The organism is Mesorhizobium sp. WSM4819 (genome assembly GCF_055811215.1).
The window spans coordinates 127,478-147,150 of record NZ_JBVVQO010000001.1 but is presented as its reverse complement, the minus strand read 5'-3'; the positions used below and the strand labels follow the sequence as shown (position 1 = coordinate 147,150).

Below are 19,673 nucleotides of genomic sequence, written 5' to 3'. Positions count from 1 at the left end.
AGGCGCCAAAATGGAGTGAAAACATGGTTTTGAGGGGCTTTCTTTTCATTTCTGTTCTTTCTGTGGCCTCCCCGGCTCCCGCCGCGGAGGACTTCATCAAAGGCGTCTATCTCCAGTCCGAGGACCTTTGTGCGCAGGCCAAGAAGTACACACTGGAGGCGCTGATCGACGCCGGCAACATCGTGCTCTCGGCGCGTGGCCTGCAAAGCGTCGAATACGATTGCGAGTTCCTTCAGATCACCAAGGCGACGCTATCGCCGAGTTGGGCGGTGACAGCCATATGTCAGGAGCCGGGACATGTCTTTCCGGACGTTCTCTCCGTAACGCAATTGAGCCCGAAGCAGATCGATCTAATTCCGTCCGACCTGCGGAAGACGAAAGCGAGGCGAGCGGCAACAGCGGCAGCTTTTTCCTCTGCGACGGTGTGGCCCTGCCATAGACCTTCTGGCTGAGTTCTCGGCACGATGCATGTTGCGCGGCACGCGCCGCGCCGCTATAGCGCGGACTGGTTTTCCCGAGGCACAAGCAAATATGTCCGTTGATCTGCAGACAGTGAAGCGCGTCGCGCGTCTCGCCCGCATTGCGGTGAGCGAGGCGGATGCCGAGCGCATGACCGGCGAGTTGAACGCCATTCTCGGCTTTGTCGAGCAGTTGAACGAGGTCGACGTCGCCGGCGTCGAGCCGATGACGTCGGTCATTCCGATGGAGATGAAGAAGCGCCCGGACGTCGTCACCGACGGCAGCAAGGCGGCCGACATCGTCGCCAACGCACCGGCGACCGAAGAGAATTTCTTCCTCGTTCCGAAGGTCGTGGAGTAGCGGGCCGATGGCAATCGAGATCGCCATCGAAACGCCGCTGCAGGACGACGTGCGCGGGCTGGTCAAGGAGCTCAACGACACGCTGCTGGAACTGACGCCGCCGGAGCACTGCTCCCACATGACCGTCGAGCAGATGGCCGACAACGACACGACTGTCTTCATCGCTCGCGACAACGGCCTCGCCATCGGCTGCGGCGCGCTGAAACGCCACGATGGCGCCGTCGGCGAGGTCAAGCGCATGTACACGCGGCCTTCGCATCGCGGGCAGAAGATCGGCGCCGGGATCGTCGAGCGAATCGAGGCGCTGGCGCGCAATGAAGGACTGAAGCGTCTGGTGCTGGAAACCGGCGACCGCCATCCGGCTGCGTGGACCGTCTATGAACGCGCCGGATTTTCGCGCTGCGGCCCGGTGCTGGACTATCCCGATTCCGGGTGGTCGGTGTTTTACGAAAAGAGCCTTGCCTGATGAGCGACCTGACCCACCTGACGATTTCGCAGGCCCGCGCCAAGCTGCGCGCCCGGGAAATCACCGCAACCGAGATCACCGAAGCCTATCTCCAGGCAATCGAGCGGGCCAATCCGGCGCTCAATGCCTATGTCGTCGTAACCGATGACAAGGCGCGCGACATGGCCAGGGCCTCGGACGCAAAGCTTGCGAAGGGCGAGGGCGGGTCTCTCGAAGGCATTCCGCTCGGCGTCAAGGACCTGTTCGGCACCGAAGGCATCCACACCCAGGCCTGCAGCCATGTGCTGGACGGCTTCAAGCCGCACTACGAATCGACCGTCACCGCCAATCTGTGGGCCGACGGCGCGGTCATGCTCGGCAAGCTCAACATGGACGAGTTCGCCATGGGCTCGTCCAATGAGAGCTCCTACTACGGCCCGGTCGTCAATCCATGGCGGCGTTCGCGCGTCGACACGATGGTGATGCCGACCACGCATCAGGGCGATGGCGGCTTTGTTTCGGCCGGCGGCACCAGAACCGCGCGCACGCTGGATAACGCCCAGCTCGTGCCGGGCGGCTCGTCGGGTGGCTCGGCCTCCGCCGTTTCGGCGTTCCTGTGTGCCGGTGCCACCGCCACGGACACCGGCGGCTCGATCCGCCAGCCCGCCGCCTTCACCGGCACGGTCGGCATCAAGCCGACCTACGGCCGCTGCTCGCGCTGGGGCATCGTCGCCTTCGCTTCGTCGCTCGACCAGGCCGGTCCGATCGCCCGCGACGTGCGTGACGCTGCGATTCTCTTGAAATCCATGGCCTCGGTCGATCCGAAGGACACCACCTCGGTCGACCGCCCGGTGCCGGATTACGAGGCGGCGATCGGCAAGCCGATCAAGGGCATGAAGGTCGGCATCCCGAGGGAATACCGCGTCGACGGCATGCCCGACGAGATCGAGGCGCTGTGGCAGAAGGGCATTGCCTGGCTGAAAGATGCCGGCGCCGAGATCGTCGACATTTCTCTTCCGCATACCAAATATGCGTTGCCGGCCTATTACATCGTCGCGCCCGCCGAAGCCTCGTCGAACCTAGCCCGCTATGACGGCGTCCGCTACGGGTTGCGCGTGCCGGGCAAGGACATCGTCGACATGTACGAGAAGACCCGCGCCGCCGGCTTCGGCCGCGAGGTCAAGCGCCGCATCATGATCGGCACCTATGTGCTCTCCGCCGGCTACTACGACGCCTACTATCTGCAGGCGCAGAAGGTGCGCAACCTCATCAAGCGGGATTTCGAGAACGCATTCACTGCCGGCGTCGACGTCATCCTGACACCGGCGACGCCGTCAGCGGCCTTCGGCATCGCCGACGAGGACATGGCCGCCGACCCGGTAAAAATGTACCTCAACGACATCTTCACGGTGACCGTGAACATGGCCGGACTGCCGGGCATCGCCGTGCCCGCAGGGCTCGACGCCAAGGGCCTGCCGCTCGGCCTGCAGCTCATCGGCAGGCCGTTCGACGAGGAAACCTTGTTCCAGACCGCCCATGTCATCGAACAGGCGGCGGGTACGTTCCAGCCGGAAAAGTGGTGGTAGTGTCGTCTCTCACCTGAAGGGGTGAGGGAAGTTCTAACATCTTTCCAAGGTCTTCTGGCTCCTCGTCCAGCCGTTGAATCTGGCGATCCGCACCTCCGGCAAGGAAGGCATCGGCCTGTCTCGCGACGATCCCTTCGTTTCGCTGCAGCTACCAGCACGGCGGTCCGCGAATGGACCGGGCTCGTCGCCTACCGGCTGTCGGGCCGCATCGATCGGCTTTTTCCCGGACCGGGTGCCGGCTCGGGCGGCTGACCGATCACGGCTTGCCGCGCCGCCGAGAAGAACTGGCGACGCACCAGAACCGCCAGCAACAGCAGCGTCGACAGCACGAATACTTTTGGGTCGACGAACCAGCCGAGATAGCCGATCGAGAAGAACACGCCGCGCATGCCGGAATTGAAATGTTTTCCGGCCAGCATGTTCATGCGCGCCGCCCGCCATACCGCCGTCTCGCTGACCGGGTTGCGTGAAGCCTCGCCGTGCGGAATCGGCACCGCACCGATCAGAATCGAGCAATAGTTGAACAGCCGGTAGGCCCAGCCGAACTTGAAAAAGGAATAGGCAAGGATCAGCACCAATCCGAACACCTTCATCTGAAAGGCGGAGCGGGACGCCGTCGCGCCGAGCGGCAGGTCGCTCAGCACCGAAACAACCTGATCGGAGGCGCCGAGCAGGGCAAAACAGCCGCCGATCGCAATCAGCGAACTGGAGGCGAAGAAGGCGGTTCCCTGTTGAAGGCCGGCCATGATGGCGGTGTCGACAATGCGGACCTCGCGTTCGGCCATGTTCCGCATCCAGGCTTGACGCTGGACGTTCATCGCCGTCGTCAGCGACATGCGCCTGACCAGCTTTCCGTCGGAGGCGAGCGTATGCAGCACCCACACGAAAACGAAGAAGGCAAGCGCAACGAGGTCTGCCGTCGACAAATGGAAGGAATCGCCCATGCAACCCTCTTACCACAAGCCGTGGCGGCGCTTCGATGGCAGAACGCAACGATGTCGCTGCCGGAGCACACAAGGTCGGCAGGTGCAGCGCCGCAATCTTCGAAAGAGCGGAAACATCACAGGAATTCCTATATGTAAATTCCAATAGGAGAGAGCGGCGCGTGTTCCTTTCGGTTTTCGACCTGTTCAAGATCGGCATTGGACCATCGAGTTCGCACACGATGGGACCGATGACGGCCGCGCGGCGTTTTCTCGACGAGGTCGCGGGAGATGACTGGCCACGCCCGGCCGGCGCCAAGGTCGACCGCATCGCCGCCAGCCTGCACGGCTCGCTTGCCTATACCGGCATCGGCCATGGTTCAGATCGCGCCATCGTGCTTGGGCTTGCCGGCCAGACGCCGCAGACGGTGGACCCCGATCAGGCCGACAGCATCGTCGTCCGTATCGCCGCCGAGAAGCGGATTTCGGCGCCCGGCCATCCGTCCTATCGCTTCGACCCGGCCACGGATCTGGTGCTGGATCGCAAGACGCCGCTTTCCGGCCACGCCAACGGCATGGCTTTCTCCGCCTATGATGCCGACGACCGCCTGCTGCTCAAGCGCATCTACTATTCGATTGGCGGCGGCTTCGTGGTTTCCGAAGAAGAACTGCAGCGGATGAAGGCGAAGGGCTCGGTGACGAGCGAAGGCAAGAAGGTTCCATACCCCTTCAAGAATGCTGTCGAGATGCTGTCGATGGCCGCGAAAAGCGGTCTTTCCATCGCCGACATGAAGCGCGTCAACGAAGAGACGCAGATGTCGCGTGAAGAACTCGACGCCGGCCTCGACGGCATCTGGAGCGCCATGAAGAGCTGCATCGAGCGCGGGCTGTCGCAGGACGGCATCATGCCGGGCGGCCTGAAGGTGCGCCGACGCGCGCGACAATTGCATGACAAGCTGCAGGAGCAGTGGCGGCAGAACCGGCCCAATCCGCTGCTCGCCAACGACTGGCTGTCGATCTATGCCATGGCGGTGAACGAGGAGAACGCCGCCGGCGGGCGCGTCGTCACCGCGCCGACCAATGGTGCTGCAGGCACGCTGCCGGCGGTGCTGCGCTACTGGCTGCATTTCCATCCCGAGGCCGACCAGCCAAGCATCCGCGATTTCCTGCTGACCGCAGCAGCGGTCGGCGGCATCATCAAGACCAACGCTTCGATCTCGGGCGCCGAGGTCGGCTGCCAGGGCGAGGTCGGTTCGGCCTCGGCGATGGCGGCAGCGGGGCTGTGCGCCGTGATGGGCGGCACGCCCGAGCAGGTCGAGAACGCCGCCGAGATCGCGCTTGAGCATCATCTCGGCATGACCTGCGATCCGGTCGGCGGGCTGGTGCAGGTGCCTTGCATCGAGCGCAACGCGCTCGGCGCCGTCAAGGCGGTGACTGCCGCGTCGCTGGCCATCAAGGGCGACGGCGTTCATTTCGTGCCGCTCGATGCCGCGATCGAGACCATGCGCCAGACCGGCCTCGACATGAACGAGAAATACAAGGAAACCAGCCTCGGCGGACTGGCCGTCAATATCGTGGAATGCTGAGCCAAACCTTGCACTGTGGATTGGCGCCGTGGAGAACAGCGGCACTGTGGAGAAAGTCGGCACTGTGGAGAAAGTCGATTGGGCCAGTTGACGCCTTCGCGCGCCGGACTAAACCTTGATCCATGTCCCTCAATCTCATAAAGCTCTGCGTTGGCTGCGACAGCGTCGAAGATCTCGAAGAATGGATCGCGTTCCGCCTCGACGAACGGCGGCGCGCCGGTGAACCGGTCGAGCACTACCACACCACCCGCATGATGCCGACGCGCGGCGCCGAAATCACCGATGGCGGTTCGCTCTACTGGGTGATCAAGGGCAATGTGCAATGCCGCCAGTTGATCACCGAAATCCGTCCTTTCACCGATGACGAGGGTATCGGCCGCTGTCACCTGATCCTCGATCCCGCGGTCGTGCTGACCGAATGGCAGCCGCGCCGCGCCTTTCAGGGCTGGCGCTATCTGAAACCGTCGGACGCACCGGCCGATCTCACCAAGGGCAAAGCGGGATTGGTCGAAATGCCGCCGAAACTCAGGCGCGAGCTTGCCGATCTCGGCCTGCTCTAGAACGGATATCGCTTGCCTACCGAAATCGGCACGAGCCTTTCTTCTCCAAAAGCGTCTGAAAGGGCGTTCATGGCGCGCCAGCCGGTGCAATGACCGGCGACGATGCAGGCCAAGTTGAATTCGCCCATCGACTTGACGGTTTCAGGGATGATCCGCTCATTCGGACCAGCCAGATGCAAGCCTCCGACGACAGCGTGAATTGGCGTGTCGCCGAACGTTTCCTTCGCATGTTTCAGCACGTTGACTGCTCCGGCGTGAGTACATGCAGTGAAGATGATCAGACCCTTGCCCGTGACATTAATGGCGACGAACCGCTCGTCGATGAGCAACTCATCGGGTTCCCATCCCTCGCCGTTCAACTTCATCCGATGCTGCCCAGGAAGACCTCGCTCAAACGTTGTTACGCGCGGTATCTCGCCGCTCAGAAAAGCCATGCCGTTCGCTATCGGCTGCGCCTCGGTGGTGTTGATGACCTTGGCGCCATGAGCCGTCAGCGTGTCGATGCCCGGAACATCCTCCAAGAGCAGCATGCCGCCATCCGGCTGTTTCATCGCGCGTGTCCGGAACATGTCGGGGTGGGAATAATAAGGAATCCAGCGACCGCCATTCCGGTCACGGATGATCTGCAGCGCTCTTAGCATCGCCCCGCCATGGTCAAAATGGCCATGCGAAAGGACGATGGCTTCGACCGATCCCAGATCAACTCCCAGCCTTGAGACATTTTGCTCGAATATGCGGTCCTCCGGACCGCTGTCGAACAGGATGATCCTGATCTCCGCGCCCTGTCTGATCGTTATCAGGCAGGAAAGGCCATGCGCGGCGCAGCAGAGGCACGCGCCGCCAAGGACCCAGGCGCCGCGCCGCTTGCGTCCCAGCGCTCCAAACTCGGTTTCGACGAATGCAGGCGCCGAGGAGAGATTGTCGGTTGTGTTGTCGACCAGAACGAGTACTTCGACGCTGTCAACAGGCTTGAGGTCTGGCATGGTTACCTCCGGAGGGTCCACTTGTCTTGCCGACCAGGAAATTAGGTCGTACCAGCGACTTGGCAATCAAGCGTTGATCCAGGAAGACCCCCAAAATTCAAAGCTGCGATGTGATCGCCGGCCCTCCATCTCGCCTCATGCCGGGCTTGCAAGCTGTGCGACAACGCCACATCTTGAATGTCATGAGCGACAAGAAGCAGCCCGTGCCCGCAAAGGCTAATCCTGCGCCGGTCGAATCCCAATCGAGCACCGGCGAGATCGACGCGTTTATCCGTCAGGCAAGGACGCTGGCTGCGTCCGCGACCGGTACTGGCAGGCTGATCCTATCCCTCGACGCGACCATGAGCCGCCAGCCGACCTGGGATCTCGCCTGTGCGCTGCAGGGCGAGATGTTCGACGCCGTCGGCAAGGCCGGGGCGCTCAAGGTCCAACTGGTCTATTTTCGCGGTTTTGGCGAATGCCGCTCATCCGCATTCGTCACCGATACGAACGCGCTGAAGCAGCTGATGACGCGGATCGAATGCCGCAGCGGCCACACCCAGATCGGCAAGGTGCTCGCCCATGCGCTGAAACAGACGGCGGCGGCCAAGGTCAACGCGCTGGTCTATATCGGCGATGCGATGGAGGAAAATATCGACGATCTGGCGGAAAAGGCCGGCAGCCTCGGCCTGCACGGCGTTCCTGTCTTCGTCTTTCAGGAGGGCCATGATGCCGGCGCGGAAAAGGCGTTCAAGGAAATTGCGCGGCTGTCCAAAGGCGCCTGGTTCCGATTTGACCGGCGGGCCGCCGCAACCTTGGCCAGCCTGCTATCGGCGGTTGCGGTGTTTGCGACGGGCGGGCTGAAGGCTCTGGAGGCCAGGGGCAGGCCGGAAGACCGGCTGATGATCGAGCATCTGCGGAGCGGCAGGAAATGATGGGCGCGACTATCGCATTCGTGGCGTTGCTTTTGGTGCTGCTCGGCGTGGCCATGGTGTTTCTGCGCTCCGACCCCGCGAAACTCGCAAGCTGGATGAGGACGCTTGGGCCTGTCCTGCTGGCGCTGATCGGCGTCGCCGCGCTTCTGGTTGGACGCGCAGGCATCGGCGGCTTGATCCTGTCGACGGCGCTCGCCTGGTATGGCTCGATGCGGATGAAGCGGCCGACGGCGAAACTGGAGCCGGGCAAGTATTCGACGGTGCGCACCGCGGCCCTCGAAATGGAGCTTGATCACGATACCGGCAATCTGGAGGGGCTCGTGCTCGCCGGCCGCCATGAAGGCAAGATGCTAGGCACGATGAGCCTTGCGGAATTGCAGCAGCTTTATCGCGAACTCCCCAGCGACCCGGAGAGCCGCCAGCTGCTAGAGACGTATCTTGACGGCAGATTTCCCATCTGGCGCAAAGACGCGGAGGCGAATGGTGGCGACGGGCTGGGTGTTTCGCCAGGTTCGGGCGCCATGACTAAGGAGGAGGCCTACAAGATCCTTGGTCTTGAAGCGGGGGCCGCCGCGGCGGATGTCCGCAAGGCGCACCGCCGCCTGATGCAGCGCCTGCACCCCGATCTCGGCGGCACTTCGTTTCTGGCGGCGCGGATCAACGAAGCCAAGGACGTCTTGCTCTCCAATCACAACTAGTCTCCTTCGACGCAGAACTCTTCCGGGAGATGTTTCGACGCCGCCTACTGGTGGACGGCGTAGCACTCGATTTTCTTTTTCTTCAGGGCGTTGCAGGCTTTCGAGGCGGCAGTCTTCGAGCCAAAGCCGAACCGGGCGCGGTAGTAGGTGACGCCGCCCTTCTCGAAGGCGACGGTGAAGCCCACAGCATCGGCCAGCACCGAAGGCGCCTGTTTGCTCGTCTCGTCCAGGAGAGCCTGGGCTTCGGACTGTTTTGGCGAAGAGGCGACCTGGACTGCCCAGCCGGACGGCACCGATGCCGTGTTGACGGGATCGACCTTTGCCGGCTCGCCATAGGCTGCTGCGACCCGTGCGGTTGCCACATCGTCCGCCGTGGCCGCGGCCACGGTTTCGACCTTCTTTGTCCGAGAGACGGGCCTGGTCTCCACGACGGGGACGGCTTCTTCAACGACGGGCTCGGTTTCCTCCACCAGGGAGGCAATGGCATCGCCGTCCGGAGCCTCGTTGTACGCCGCATCGTCGTCCGGCCTGCTGTCCGGCGTCGGCGCGTCGCGCTTGGGCAGGAATACTTTCGCCAGAGCGGTGATCGGGTTGCCGCCGCCAGCCTTGGCGATCAGCATGCCGCTGCCGCGCGACGACGCCTTCGGCAGGTAGGTTTTGATCAATGCGGCCATCTGGTTGTCGCGGCTGCCGCCGGATTTCCCGCCTATGACCACCGCGACGATGCGGCGGTCGCCGTCGTCGACCGAGGAGACGAGATTGTAGCCGGAGGCGCGGGTGTAGCCAGTCTTGATGCCGTCGACTCCCTTGATGCGTCCAAGCAGGCGGTTGTGGCCGTTGATGCGCCTGCGGCCGTAGAGAAAGGAACGCTGCGAAAAATAGCCGTAATACTGGGGAAAATGCTCCCGCAGCGCGATGCCGAGCACCGCCATGTCGCGCGCGGTGGTGAACTGACCAGGATTTGGCAAGCCGTGGGCGTTGCGGAAAACGGTCCCCTTCATGCCCAGTGCCCGCGCCTTGGCAGTCATCATGTGGGCGAAATTGGCTTCATTGCCGCCGAGAAGTTCGCCGATTGCGGTCGCCGAGTCGTTTGCCGACTTGGTCACCATCGAGAGGATCGCGGTCTCGACGGTGATCGCGCCGCCCCGTTTGACGCCGAGTTTGGTCGGCGGCTCGGCAGCAGCATTGGCGGAGAAGACGACCCGGGAGTTCTTGCCGATCTTGCCGTTCGCCATGGCCTCGAACGCCAGGTAAAGCGTCATCATCTTGGTGAGCGAGGCGGGATAGCGTCGGCCATCGGCATTCGAAGAGTAAAGCACCTTGCCGGTCTTGGCGTCGATGACGATGGCCGCCGACCTCGCCGCCATGGACGAAGCAGCGCCGGCAACGACGAATGTCATCGCCAAAGCGATGGTCATGATCGTTTTCAAGGAGGACGCGGATTTGGAGAGAATGCCCGACAACGCCTGACGCACCGATGGTTCCTTTGAATTTTTGTTGCGGTGGAGGCGGCAAAGGGGTCCTGCCTCACTTCAAGCCAAGCTATCGCGGCCAGCGTTACCAATCCGTTTATGGTAACCGCGGCGTTCACCATTTTCTTCGAGCTTGAGCTTTTCTTTATTTGAATTTTAGCCATTGCCCGACGGTTGCGCCGATCTGCTGGCCGGATGGCCGGCGCCGCACCCCGGTGAAACCTGCACTCGGTAAAAAACTTGACTTTTGTGCAGTGCACAATATATTACTTGCATTGCACAACGCGGCCTGGGAAAAGGCCGCGTCCACCGCTCAAGGACAACTGGCAAGGGATTGCGTAAATGACCCAGACCTATGAAGATTTCAGCAAATACGGCAAGGAGTTTGCGGATAGCGGCTTGAAGAGCTTCGCATCCCTTTCCAAGGGCGCGCAGGCCATCGCCACCGAGGCGGGCGAGTACACCAAGAAAAGCTTCGAGGCGGGCAGCGCAGCAGCCGAGAGACTTTTGTCGGCCAAGTCGCTGGAGAAGGCGATCGAGATCCAGTCCGATTTTGCCAGGCAGTCGTACGAAGCCTTCGTCGCCGAAGCCACCAAGATCGGTGATCTCTATGCCGAACTCGCCAAGGAAGCCTACAAGCCGTTCGAATCGATCGTCGCAAAGGCGAAATAATCTCGCTACAAGATGTGAACACGGCCCTTGGGCCAGCAAGACGGACCCGGTCGCGAACGTGCGGCCGGGTTTTTTCATGGCAATCAAGTTTCCAGCCGATCGACGCTGATCTAAACAGCTATGAGCCAGCGTGTCGGAGGGCGAATGATGCATGGGTCGATAAATGATGCCGGCGCTCCGCTAACGCTGGAACACATCAGCCGATGCTTCGGCGACACCCAGGCGCTGGATGACGTTTCGCTGTCGATTGCGCCTGGAGAGATCGTCTGCCTGGTCGGCCAGTCCGGTTGCGGCAAATCCTCGCTTTTGCGGATCATTGCAGGCGTCGATACTGCGGACAGCGGAAGAATTCTGCTCAATGGCATTGAGATCGCGGGCGCGAACAGCTTTGTCGAGCCCGAAGACCGCAACATCGGATTCATGTTCCAGGATTATGCCCTGTTCCCGCACCTGACCGTCGAGGAGAACGTGGCCTTCGGTCTCAAGCGGCTGTCGCGGCGCGAGGCGAGCGCCCGTGCGGCCGAGGTGATCGCCCGAATCGGCATCCAGGCGCTTTCCGGCCGTTACCCACACACGCTTTCAGGTGGCGAGCAGCAGCGAGTCGCACTGGCGCGGGCGCTTGCCCCAAAACCCGTCATCCTGCTGATGGACGAGCCTTTCTCGAACCTTGATCGTGGCCTGCGGGAGCGGGTGCGCGAGGAGACCATTTCAACGTTGAGAGCCTTGGGGACGACGGCGATCCTCGTCACGCACGACCCGGAGGAGGCCCTTTCCGTCGGTGACCGGGTTGTGCTGATGCAGGAGGGGCGGGTTGTGCAGGTCGGGACGGGCTACGATATCTATGATCATCCCAACTCACTCTACGCCGCCGAATTCTTGTGCCCGTGCAACAGGGTAGAGGGCATCTACCGCGATGGCCGGGTCGAAACGGTGCTGGGCAGCTTTCCAGCCCGGCTCGATCTTCCGGAAGGCGGCAAGGCGTTTGCCTGCATCCGCCCGCAGGCTGTTTCCCTTTCAGGTCCCGACGAAGGTCTGCCGGCGCTTGTCGTCAACCGCTCTTTTCTGGGTGAGATCGAACAATTGCTGGTCAGGATCGAGGGCGTTGCTGACCTCTTGCGCTTGCGCACCACCAGCCGGATCGATGTAAAGCCGGGTGAGCCGATCCACCTGACCGTAGATCCACGCGGCGTCCTGATATTCGCTGCGGCATAAGTCGCAAGCGCTTTGGTCGCAAAGTAACTTGACTAAATTAGTCACATATGATCGAGCAATTCCCGGGCTGTCAACCAATGCCGGCGGCACCAATCAATTAATGGAGGACCGCTTCATGAAGAGCCTTTCCACATTGCGACTCGCCCTGGTGGGCGGCGTCTTCGCCCTCGCTGGCGGGGCCAGCGCCATGGCGGCCGAACTGAACATCTACACCACGCGTGAGCCTGGGCTGATCCAGCCGCTGCTTGACGCCTTCACCGCCTCGAGCGGCGTCAAGGTCAATACAGTCTTCATGAAAGATGGTCTTGCGGAGCGTGTGGCCTCGGAAGGGGAAAGCTCACCTGCCGATATTCTCATGACGGTCGATGTCGGCAACCTCGCTGACCTGGCCGAAAAAGGCCTGACGCAGCCGGTCGTATCAGATGTTCTGAAAGCCGCGGTCCCGGAGAACCTGCGTGACCCGGCCAACAACTGGTTTGCTCTGTCGATGCGGGCCCGCGTACTCTACGCGGCCAAGGATCTCGATCTTGCCGCGTTCAACTACGAGGACCTGTCCGATCCAAAATGGAAGGGCAAGGTCTGCATCCGGTCCGGCCAGCATCCCTACAACACCGCTCTTTTCGCCGATTACATCGCACATAACGGCGCCGAGGCGACGGAAGCATGGCTTGCCGCCGTCAAGGGGAATCTCGCCCGCAAGGCGGGCGGCGGCGACCGCGATGTGGCCAAGGACATCCTCGGCGGCATTTGCCAGATAGGCATCGCCAATTCCTACTACGTCGGACTGATGCGCTCCGGCAAGGGCGGTGAGGAGCAGGTCGCCTGGGGCGACGCGATCAAGGTCGTCCTGCCAACGTTCAAGGATGGCGGCACGCAGGTCAACGTCAGCGGCGCGGCCGTCGCAAAGCATGCGCCGAACAAGGGTGAGGCGGTCAAGCTGCTGGAATATCTGGTCTCCGACGACGCCCAGACACTCTATGCCAAGGCAAATTTCGAATACCCGGTCAAAGCCGGCGCTCCGATCGACCCGATCATCACCTCGTTCGGCGCGTTGAAAGTCGATCCAGTGCCGATGACGGAAATCGTCAAGCATCGCAAGCAGGCAAGCGAACTGGCCGAGAAGGTCGGCTTCGACAACTGATGGGCGATCCGGGCGTGGGCAGTGCTGCGCCCGGTGATCTCCCGATGTCGGATGTCGACCTGCGAAGAGCCTCCACTGTGAAGGTCGCCCGGTACAGGTCCGGGCGACTGTGGGTCATGGCGACGGTGCTTGTCGCTGTGCTGGTGGCCACTCCGGTTCTCGCCCTTATCTGGCAGGCGCTGCGGGGATCGAGCGGGCTCTGGCCGCATCTCCTCGCCTATGTGCTGCCACAGGCCTTCCAGCAGACCACGGCGCTGCTCGTCGGCGTCGGTGTCCTCGTCACGCTTCTTGGCGCCTCGACGGCCTGGCTTGTCACCGCGTATGACTTTCCCGGCCGCAGGTTTCTCGAATGGGCGCTGCTCCTCCCGCTCGCGGTGCCGACCTACATAATCGCCTACGTCTATCTCGATCTTCTCCATCCGATCGGCTTGGTCCAGGGTGCGCTCAGAGTGGCACTTGGCTTCACCAGCCCACACGAATTCCGCCTTCCCGACATCCGGTCGATGGCCGGCTGCATCGTGCTGCTCGGCTTCGTGCTCTACCCCTATGTTTACCTGACGACGCGGGCGATGTTTCTCACCCAGGCGGCCAATCTGGTCGAGGTGTCGCGCACGCTTGGAAGTGGCAAAGGCGGCGTCTTCTGGCGCGTTGCGCTGCCGCTGGCGCGTCCGGCGATCGCCGTCGGCGTCAGCCTCGCGCTGATGGAGGCGCTGAACGACATCGGTGCCTCGGAGTTCCTGGGCGTGAAGACACTGACGGTCTCGGTCTACACGACATGGGTGACGCGGTCCGACCTGCCGGGCGCGGCGCAGATTGCGCTCGCCATGCTGTCATTGGTGGTCGCGCTCGTCACCATCGAGCGTTGGGCGCGCCGTCGTCAGCGTTATTGGTCGAGCGCACAAAAGGCGCGGAGTTTCACACCGCATCGTCTCGGCACCGTTTCCGGTCTGGTGGTTTTTGCGCTCGGCCTTCTGCCGGTGTTCATCGGGTTCATCGCCCCGGCGAGCTATCTTGCCGTCGAGGCGTGGAAGCGCGTCCGTTTCGCAGGGCTGTCGCCCCGGCTCTTGTCGGAAACGCTCAACACCGTCACCCTGTCGGCCATGGCCACGCTCGCCATCCTGCTCTTCGGCGTGGTCATCGCCTATACGGCGCGCTCGCTTCCCGGCCGTGTCACGGCGGCTTTGCAGCGGATTTCCACGGTCGGCTATGCGATGCCCGGCACCGTGGTGGCCATCGGAATATTGTTGCCCGTCGCGGCCCTCGATCAGATGATCGACCGAACCGCGCTAGCATGGCTGGGCGCGCCAACCGGCCTGCTCCTGATAGGGTCCGGAGCAGCGCTCGGCTACGCCTATGTCGCACGCTTCCTGGCGATTGCGGTCGGTTCGGTCGAGGCGGGCTTCAGCCGGGTTCCGCGCTCGTTCGATCACGCCGCGCGCAGCCTCGGCCAGAATGTGACTGGCACATTCCGGCATATTCTTCTGCCGCTTTCGAAACCGTCGCTCGTCGCTGCGGGCTTGCTCGTGTTTGTCGATTGCATGAAGGAGTTGCCGGCGACGCTTCTGTTGAGGCCGCTTAATTTCGAGACCCTGGCGACGCATCTCTACGGCGAGGCAGCGCGCGGGACCTACGAGGAAGCCTCGATCGCGGCACTTGCCATAGTCCTCGTCGGCACCTTGCCTGTCGCTGTTCTCGCTCGTGTTGGACGATGGAAATCCTGAGTGTGTCCTGCGCGACATGCATTAAAGCGCGTCTGTTGGCTGACGCATCCGCTCCACGCCTGTCGGATCGTGCCGATGCCCTCGATTTTGAAATCAGGGGCTCTGCTGCCTTCACGATTTCGAAAAATCGGTCAAGTTTGGCCACCTAGCCATATTGTCAGCTAAACAGAAGGGCTTAAAATCATTCATCGAACACCTACATGTCGAACGCGCATGGGGATTCGAAAAGGCAGGGTTACGTGACGACAGGTTTGACTGCCACAACAGATGTGGTGCGGATGCAAAACGGCAGCGACGGCAACGAGACCGGTCGCGGCACGGCCGTCATCACGCGCACCAAAACCAAGACCAAGAAGCCTAGCTTATATCGGGTCCTCATTCTCAACGACGACTACACGCCCATGGAATTCGTGGTTCACGTGCTGGAGCGTTTTTTCCAGAAGGACCGTGAAGCCGCCACACGCATCATGCTTCATGTTCACAATCATGGAGTGGGCGAGTGCGGGGTCTATACATTCGAGGTGGCCGAGACCAAAGTGTCTCAGGTCATGGATTTCGCCCGACAGAATCAGCATCCGCTGCAATGCGTGATGGAGAAGAAGTGAGGTAACATGCCGGCTTTCTCCCAAGGCCTGGAAAAGGCGCTTCACCAGGCGCTGACGCTCGCCAATGAGCGGCACCACGAATACGCAACCCTTGAACACTTGCTGCTCGCGCTCATCGACGACACCGAGGCGGCCGCGGTCATGCGCGCCTGCAACGTCGATCTCGACGAGTTGAAGCATACGGTTCTCACCTACATCGATACTGAGCTCGACAATCTCGTTACCGGCTATGACGAGGATTCCAAGCCGACGGCCGGTTTCCAGCGCGTCATCCAGCGCGCGGTGATCCATGTGCAGTCGTCCGGCCGCGAGGAAGTCTCCGGCGCCAACGTGCTCGTTGCCATCTTTGCCGAGCGCGAGAGCCATGCCGCCTATTTCCTGCAAGAGCAGCAGATGACCCGCTACGACGCGGTCAATTACATTTCGCATGGCATCGCCAAGCGGCCCGGCGCATCCGAGACGCGGTCGCCGCGTGGCGCCGATGACGAGCAGGGCCAGAGCGGCGCCGAGCCGCAAGAGGACAGCGGCAAGAAAAAGCAGCAGCAGGACGCGCTGACCGCCTATTGCGTCAATCTGAACAACAAGGCCAAGGCCGGCAAGATCGATCCGCTGATCGGCCGCGAGTCCGAGATCAACCGCACCATCCAGGTGCTGTGTCGCCGCTCCAAGAACAATCCGCTCTATGTCGGGGACCCCGGCGTCGGCAAGACGGCGATCGCCGAGGGCCTTGCCAAGCGCATCGTCGAGGGCGACGTGCCGGAAGTGCTGCATAACGCCACCATCTTCGCGCTCGACATGGGGACATTGCTGGCCGGCACCCGCTATCGCGGTGATTTCGAGGAGCGGCTGAAGCAGGTCGTCAAGGAGCTCGAGGATTATCCGGGCGCGGTTCTGTTCATCGACGAGATCCACACCGTGATCGGGGCAGGGGCGACGTCTGGCGGCGCCATGGATGCGTCGAACCTGTTGAAGCCGGCGCTGTCGTCGGGAACGATCCGCTGCATCGGCTCGACCACCTACAAGGAGTTCCGCCAATTCTTCGAGAAGGACCGCGCCTTGGTGCGGCGCTTCCAGAAGATCGACGTCAACGAACCGACCATCGAGGACGCCATCGAGATCATGAAGGGTCTCAAGCCGTATTTCGAGGAGTTCCACAAGGTTCGCTACACGGCTGAGGCGATCAAGGCTTCGGTCGAACTGTCGGCGCGCTACATCAACGACCGCAAGCTGCCGGACAAGGCGATCGACGTGATCGACGAGACCGGCGCCTCGCAAATGCTGGTGCCGGAGGCCAAGCGCAAGAAGACCATCGGCATCAAGGAGATCGAAGCGACGATCGCCACCATCGCCCGCATTCCGCCGAAGACGGTTTCCGCCGACGACGAGAAGGTGCTGGCCGGTCTCGACATCGAGCTGAAGCGCGTCGTCTACGGTCAGGACACCGCGATCACGGCTTTGACCTCGGCGATCAAGCTGGCGCGGGCCGGCCTGCGCGAACCGGAGAAGCCGATTGGCTCCTACCTGTTCTCGGGGCCGACCGGCGTCGGCAAGACCGAAGTGGCGAAGCAGCTCGCGGCCTCGCTCGGTGTCGAGTTGATCCGCTTTGACATGTCCGAATATATGGAACGCCACACCGTCTCACGGCTGATCGGTGCGCCTCCCGGCTATGTCGGCTTCGACCAGGGCGGCCTGTTGACCGACGGCGTCGACCAGCATCCGCATTGCGTGCTGTTGCTGGACGAGGTCGAGAAGGCGCATCCGGATCTGTTCAACATCCTGTTGCAGGTCATGGACCATGGCAAGCTGACCGACCACAACGGCAAGCAGATCGACTTCCGCAATGTCATCCTGATCATGACCACCAATGCGGGCGCCTCGGATGCGCAGCGCGCGGCTATCGGTTTCGGCTCGACCAAGCGCGAAGGCGACGATGTCGAGGCGATCAACCGGCTGTTCACGCCGGAGTTCCGCAACCGTCTCGATGCGATCATCCCGTTCGGCTCGCTGCCGGTGCCGGTCATCCACCAGGTGGTGCAGAAGTTCGTCATGCAGCTCGAGGCCCAGCTCTCCGAGCGTGGCGTCACCTTCGACCTGTCGCAGGAGGCGATCGCCTGGCTGGCCGAGAAGGGCTATGACGAGCGCATGGGAGCACGGCCGCTCGGCCGCGTCATCCAGGAGCACATCAAGAAGCCGCTGGCCGACGAGGTGCTGTTCGGCAAGCTCAAGAAGGGCGGCACGGTGCGTGTCACCGTCGACAAGAAGGAGACCGGCGAAACCGGGCTGAAGCTCGAGTCACTCGCCGACGAGGCGCCGGTCAAGCCGAAGAAGGAAGAACCGGACGACACGCCGAAGCCCAGGAAAGCTGCCGGCAAGAAGCCTGCCGCGAAAAAGGCGGTCGCGCAGAAGGCGGAGCCCAAGGGCAAGGACGGCAGCAAGCGCAGCCTGGTGCCGCAACTGCCCCGCAAGGGATGATGGCCTGAATGCTAAAAAAGCCCCGGAAACGGGGCTTTTTTCGCTGGATGAAGAGCTGGTGGGTGGCTGAACGCGCGACGCCCGGCATCAGTTTGCCAGCGCCGTCCGTATCTTGCCAGCATTCTCAGCCAACACTTCCGGCTTCTCCATCTGCCCGCTATGCGGCTTCAAAGGGATGCCCTCGAAGCGTGGAATGACGTGGACATGGAGGTGGTAGACGGTCTGGCCCGAAGCGGGCTCGTTGAACTGCAGGATGGTGACGCCATCGGCGCCGAAGGCCTTCTTCACCGCCACCGCCACCTTTTGCACGACGGCGAAGAGTGGGCCGAATGTTGCCGGATCCGCGTCAAGCAGGTTGCGCGACGGCGCCTTCGGTACAACCAGCGTATGACCCGGCCCTTGCGGCATCACATCCATGAAGGCGACAACCGCGTCATCTTCATAGACGCGATGCGACGGGATTTCACCGCGCAGGATTTTCGCGAAGATATTGTTGCTGTCGTAGGTGGTTTGTTCGGCCATGGCGTGCGCTCCGGATTGTGCGTTGTTCCTACCGCATCGACCCGACAATCGGAATCGATCTTCGGAAACTACGATGCTTTCGAGCGTGCTTTGTGCGTCCAATTGGACGCACAAAGCTCTAATCGTCCGCCAGATCCTTGCGGAACGGGGTGTGCTCTTCGAGATAGCCGGCCATCCGCTCCACTTCGCGGCGCTCGCGCCTGAGATAGTCGGCGACCGCGTTACGCAAGCCGGGATGCGCAATGTAATGCGCCGAATGCGTGGTCACCGGCCTGTAGCCGCGCGCCAGCTTGTGCTCGCCTTGTGCGCCGGCTTCGACCACCTTCAGCTTACGGTCGATGGCGAAGTCGATCGCCTGGTGATAGCAGACCTCGAAATGCAGGAAGGGGTGGTCCTCGATGCAGCCCCAGTTGCGCCCGTAGAGCGCATCGGAACCGATGAAATTGATAGCGCCGGCAATGTAGCGTCCATTGCGCCTGGCCATCACCAGCAGGATGTCGTCGGCCATGCGCTCGCCGATCATCGAGAAAAACGCGCGGCTGAGATAGGGCCGCCCCCATTTCCTGCTGCCGGTATCCATGTAGAAGGCAAAGAAGTCGTCCCAGACCCTTTCGGTCAGGTCCTTGCCGGTCAGCCAGTCGATCGAGATGCCGTGACCGAGCGCCTCGCGCCGCTCCTTCCTCATCGCCTTGCGCTTGCGCGATGCCAGAGTGGCGAGAAAATCGTCGTAGGTCGAATAGCCCTCATTGAAGAAGTGGAACTGCTGGTCGGTGCGGTGCAAAAAACCCGCCGCTTCCAGCGCTTCGACATCCCTCAGCTGCGCGAAAGTCACATGCGCGGAGGAAACGCCGAGTTTTTCCGTCACCGCCTTCAGGCCGGCTGCCAGGCCGGCCTTCACGGCGCGACTGTCCTCGTCCTTGTTGACCAGCAGGCGAGGGCCGGTGACCGGCGTGAACGGCACGGCGCATTGCAGTTTTGGATAGTAACGCCCGCCGGCGCGCTCGAACGCGTCCGACCAGCCGTGATCGAATACATATTCGCCCTGGCTGTGCGATTTCAGGTAGCAGGGAATGGCACCGAGCAGCTTTCCCTGCGCTGTCTCGAGCCTGAGATGATGGCCCTGCCAGCCGGTGCGCCGCACGGCGCAGCCGGAATCCTCAAGCGAGCTCAGAAAAGCGAATGAAACGACTGGGTTGTATCCGTTTTCTATATCGCCGCGTGAGGTCCCGCCGAGGCCATCCCATTCGGCGCAGGTGAAGGCTCCGATGCCGGAGGCAACCCGGATCGCATACGCTTCATTCGCCGTTTGCCCGTCGCCTTCATCGCCTTGATCCATGAGGCC

Annotated in this window: 18 protein-coding genes and 2 pseudogenes; 14 read left to right on the top strand and 6 right to left on the bottom strand. The window is 62.2% G+C overall.

The window, feature by feature from the left end; genetic code table 11:
- The first annotated feature begins 23 nt into the window (after positions 1-23).
- The 4 genes and pseudogenes from AC0L18_RS00675 to AC0L18_RS00660 all read left to right on the top strand — a co-directional run bounded on the left by AC0L18_RS00675 (position 24) and on the right by AC0L18_RS00660 (position 2,850).
- A pseudogene (locus AC0L18_RS00675) lies at positions 24-439 on the top strand (hypothetical protein).
- 92 nt (positions 440-531) lie between these two features.
- The gene (gatC, locus tag AC0L18_RS00670) at positions 532-819 is read left to right on the top strand and encodes an Asp-tRNA(Asn)/Glu-tRNA(Gln) amidotransferase subunit GatC (protein ID WP_128168140.1); all 288 of its coding nucleotides are present in this window, start codon (positions 532-534) and stop codon (positions 817-819) included.
- A 7-nt stretch (positions 820-826) separates the two neighbouring features.
- Positions 827-1,285, top strand: coding sequence for a GNAT family N-acetyltransferase (locus AC0L18_RS00665; protein ID WP_023801201.1), 459 nt, complete (start codon positions 827-829; stop codon positions 1,283-1,285).
- Entirely contained in the window at positions 1,285-2,850 is a 1,566-nt protein-coding gene (locus AC0L18_RS00660; RefSeq protein WP_473490218.1) for an amidase, read from the top strand. The genes AC0L18_RS00665 and AC0L18_RS00660 overlap by 1 nt, the downstream gene beginning before the upstream one ends.
- Before the next feature lie 188 nt (positions 2,851-3,038).
- On the opposite strand, the gene AC0L18_RS00655 is transcribed toward AC0L18_RS00660, so the two are convergent.
- Positions 3,039-3,794 carry a DUF599 domain-containing protein gene (locus AC0L18_RS00655; protein ID WP_473490217.1) on the bottom strand — a complete coding sequence of 252 codons (756 nt, stop codon included), beginning with the start codon at positions 3,792-3,794 and terminating at the stop codon, positions 3,039-3,041.
- 161 nt (positions 3,795-3,955) lie between these two features.
- On the opposite strand from AC0L18_RS00655, the gene AC0L18_RS00650 reads away from it, so the two are divergent.
- Together AC0L18_RS00650 and AC0L18_RS00645 are read left to right on the top strand one after the other, a co-directional pair.
- Positions 3,956-5,359, top strand: coding sequence for an L-serine ammonia-lyase (locus tag AC0L18_RS00650; RefSeq protein ID WP_473490216.1), 1,404 nt, complete (start codon positions 3,956-3,958; stop codon positions 5,357-5,359).
- Positions 5,360-5,481: 122 nt separating this feature from the next.
- The gene (locus tag AC0L18_RS00645) at positions 5,482-5,919 is read left to right on the top strand and encodes a DUF1489 family protein (protein WP_473490215.1); all 438 of its coding nucleotides are present in this window, start codon (positions 5,482-5,484) and stop codon (positions 5,917-5,919) included.
- Here AC0L18_RS00645 and AC0L18_RS00640 read toward each other — a convergent pair.
- Both AC0L18_RS00640 and AC0L18_RS00635 read right to left on the bottom strand, forming a co-directional pair.
- Positions 5,916-6,470, bottom strand: coding sequence for an MBL fold metallo-hydrolase (locus tag AC0L18_RS00640; protein ID WP_473490445.1), 555 nt, complete (start codon positions 6,468-6,470; stop codon positions 5,916-5,918). The two genes, AC0L18_RS00645 and AC0L18_RS00640, sit on opposite strands and share 4 nt — an antisense overlap.
- A 96-nt stretch (positions 6,471-6,566) precedes the next feature.
- A pseudogene (locus AC0L18_RS00635) lies at positions 6,567-6,902 on the bottom strand (MBL fold metallo-hydrolase); the annotation flags it as partial.
- 182 nt (positions 6,903-7,084) lie between these two features.
- Between AC0L18_RS00635 and AC0L18_RS00630 the strand changes: the two are divergent.
- Positions 7,085-7,816: a vWA domain-containing protein gene (locus AC0L18_RS00630; RefSeq protein ID WP_419693396.1), complete on the top strand. Its 732-nt coding sequence runs from the start codon at positions 7,085-7,087 to the stop codon at positions 7,814-7,816.
- A complete protein-coding gene (locus AC0L18_RS00625; RefSeq protein WP_473490214.1) occupies positions 7,813-8,514 on the top strand; it encodes a DnaJ domain-containing protein in 702 nt (233 codons plus the stop codon). The genes AC0L18_RS00630 and AC0L18_RS00625 overlap by 4 nt, the downstream gene beginning before the upstream one ends.
- A gap of 44 nt (positions 8,515-8,558) precedes the next feature.
- Here the strand turns inward: AC0L18_RS00625 and AC0L18_RS00620 are convergent, their stop codons facing one another.
- Positions 8,559-9,989, bottom strand: coding sequence for a D-alanyl-D-alanine carboxypeptidase (locus tag AC0L18_RS00620; RefSeq protein WP_473490213.1), 1,431 nt, complete (start codon positions 9,987-9,989; stop codon positions 8,559-8,561).
- A 339-nt stretch (positions 9,990-10,328) separates the two neighbouring features.
- Between AC0L18_RS00620 and AC0L18_RS00615 the strand changes: the two genes are divergently transcribed.
- The 6 genes from AC0L18_RS00615 to clpA all read left to right on the top strand — a co-directional run bounded on the left by AC0L18_RS00615 (position 10,329) and on the right by clpA (position 17,809).
- Entirely contained in the window at positions 10,329-10,658 is a 330-nt protein-coding gene (locus tag AC0L18_RS00615) for a phasin family protein (protein ID WP_473490212.1), read from the top strand.
- A 147-nt stretch (positions 10,659-10,805) separates the two neighbouring features.
- Positions 10,806-11,870: an ABC transporter ATP-binding protein gene (locus AC0L18_RS00610; protein ID WP_473490211.1), complete on the top strand. Its 1,065-nt coding sequence runs from the start codon at positions 10,806-10,808 to the stop codon at positions 11,868-11,870.
- Between the two features lie 115 nt (positions 11,871-11,985).
- On the top strand, positions 11,986-13,011 hold the full coding sequence (locus AC0L18_RS00605; protein ID WP_473490210.1) for an extracellular solute-binding protein: 1,026 nt from the start codon (positions 11,986-11,988) through the stop codon (positions 13,009-13,011).
- 44 nt (positions 13,012-13,055) lie between these two features.
- Complete coding sequence (locus tag AC0L18_RS00600; protein ID WP_473490209.1) at positions 13,056-14,732, top strand: ABC transporter permease; 1,677 nt, start codon at positions 13,056-13,058, stop codon at positions 14,730-14,732.
- Between the two features lie 278 nt (positions 14,733-15,010).
- Entirely contained in the window at positions 15,011-15,337 is a 327-nt protein-coding gene (gene clpS, locus AC0L18_RS00595) for an ATP-dependent Clp protease adapter ClpS (protein ID WP_023801212.1), read from the top strand.
- A gap of 6 nt (positions 15,338-15,343) precedes the next feature.
- Positions 15,344-17,809 (top strand): ATP-dependent Clp protease ATP-binding subunit ClpA, encoded by a 2,466-nt coding sequence (gene clpA / locus AC0L18_RS00590; protein WP_023801213.1) that lies wholly within the window; start codon positions 15,344-15,346, stop codon positions 17,807-17,809.
- Positions 17,810-17,896: 87 nt separating this feature from the next.
- On the opposite strand, the gene AC0L18_RS00585 is transcribed toward clpA, so the two are convergent.
- Complete coding sequence (locus tag AC0L18_RS00585; protein WP_091593767.1) at positions 17,897-18,331, bottom strand: HIT family protein; 435 nt, start codon at positions 18,329-18,331, stop codon at positions 17,897-17,899.
- A gap of 118 nt (positions 18,332-18,449) precedes the next feature.
- On the bottom strand, positions 18,450-19,667 hold the full coding sequence (locus AC0L18_RS00580; protein ID WP_473490208.1) for a GNAT family N-acetyltransferase: 1,218 nt from the start codon (positions 19,665-19,667) through the stop codon (positions 18,450-18,452).
- Between the last annotated feature and the right edge of the window lie 6 nt (positions 19,668-19,673).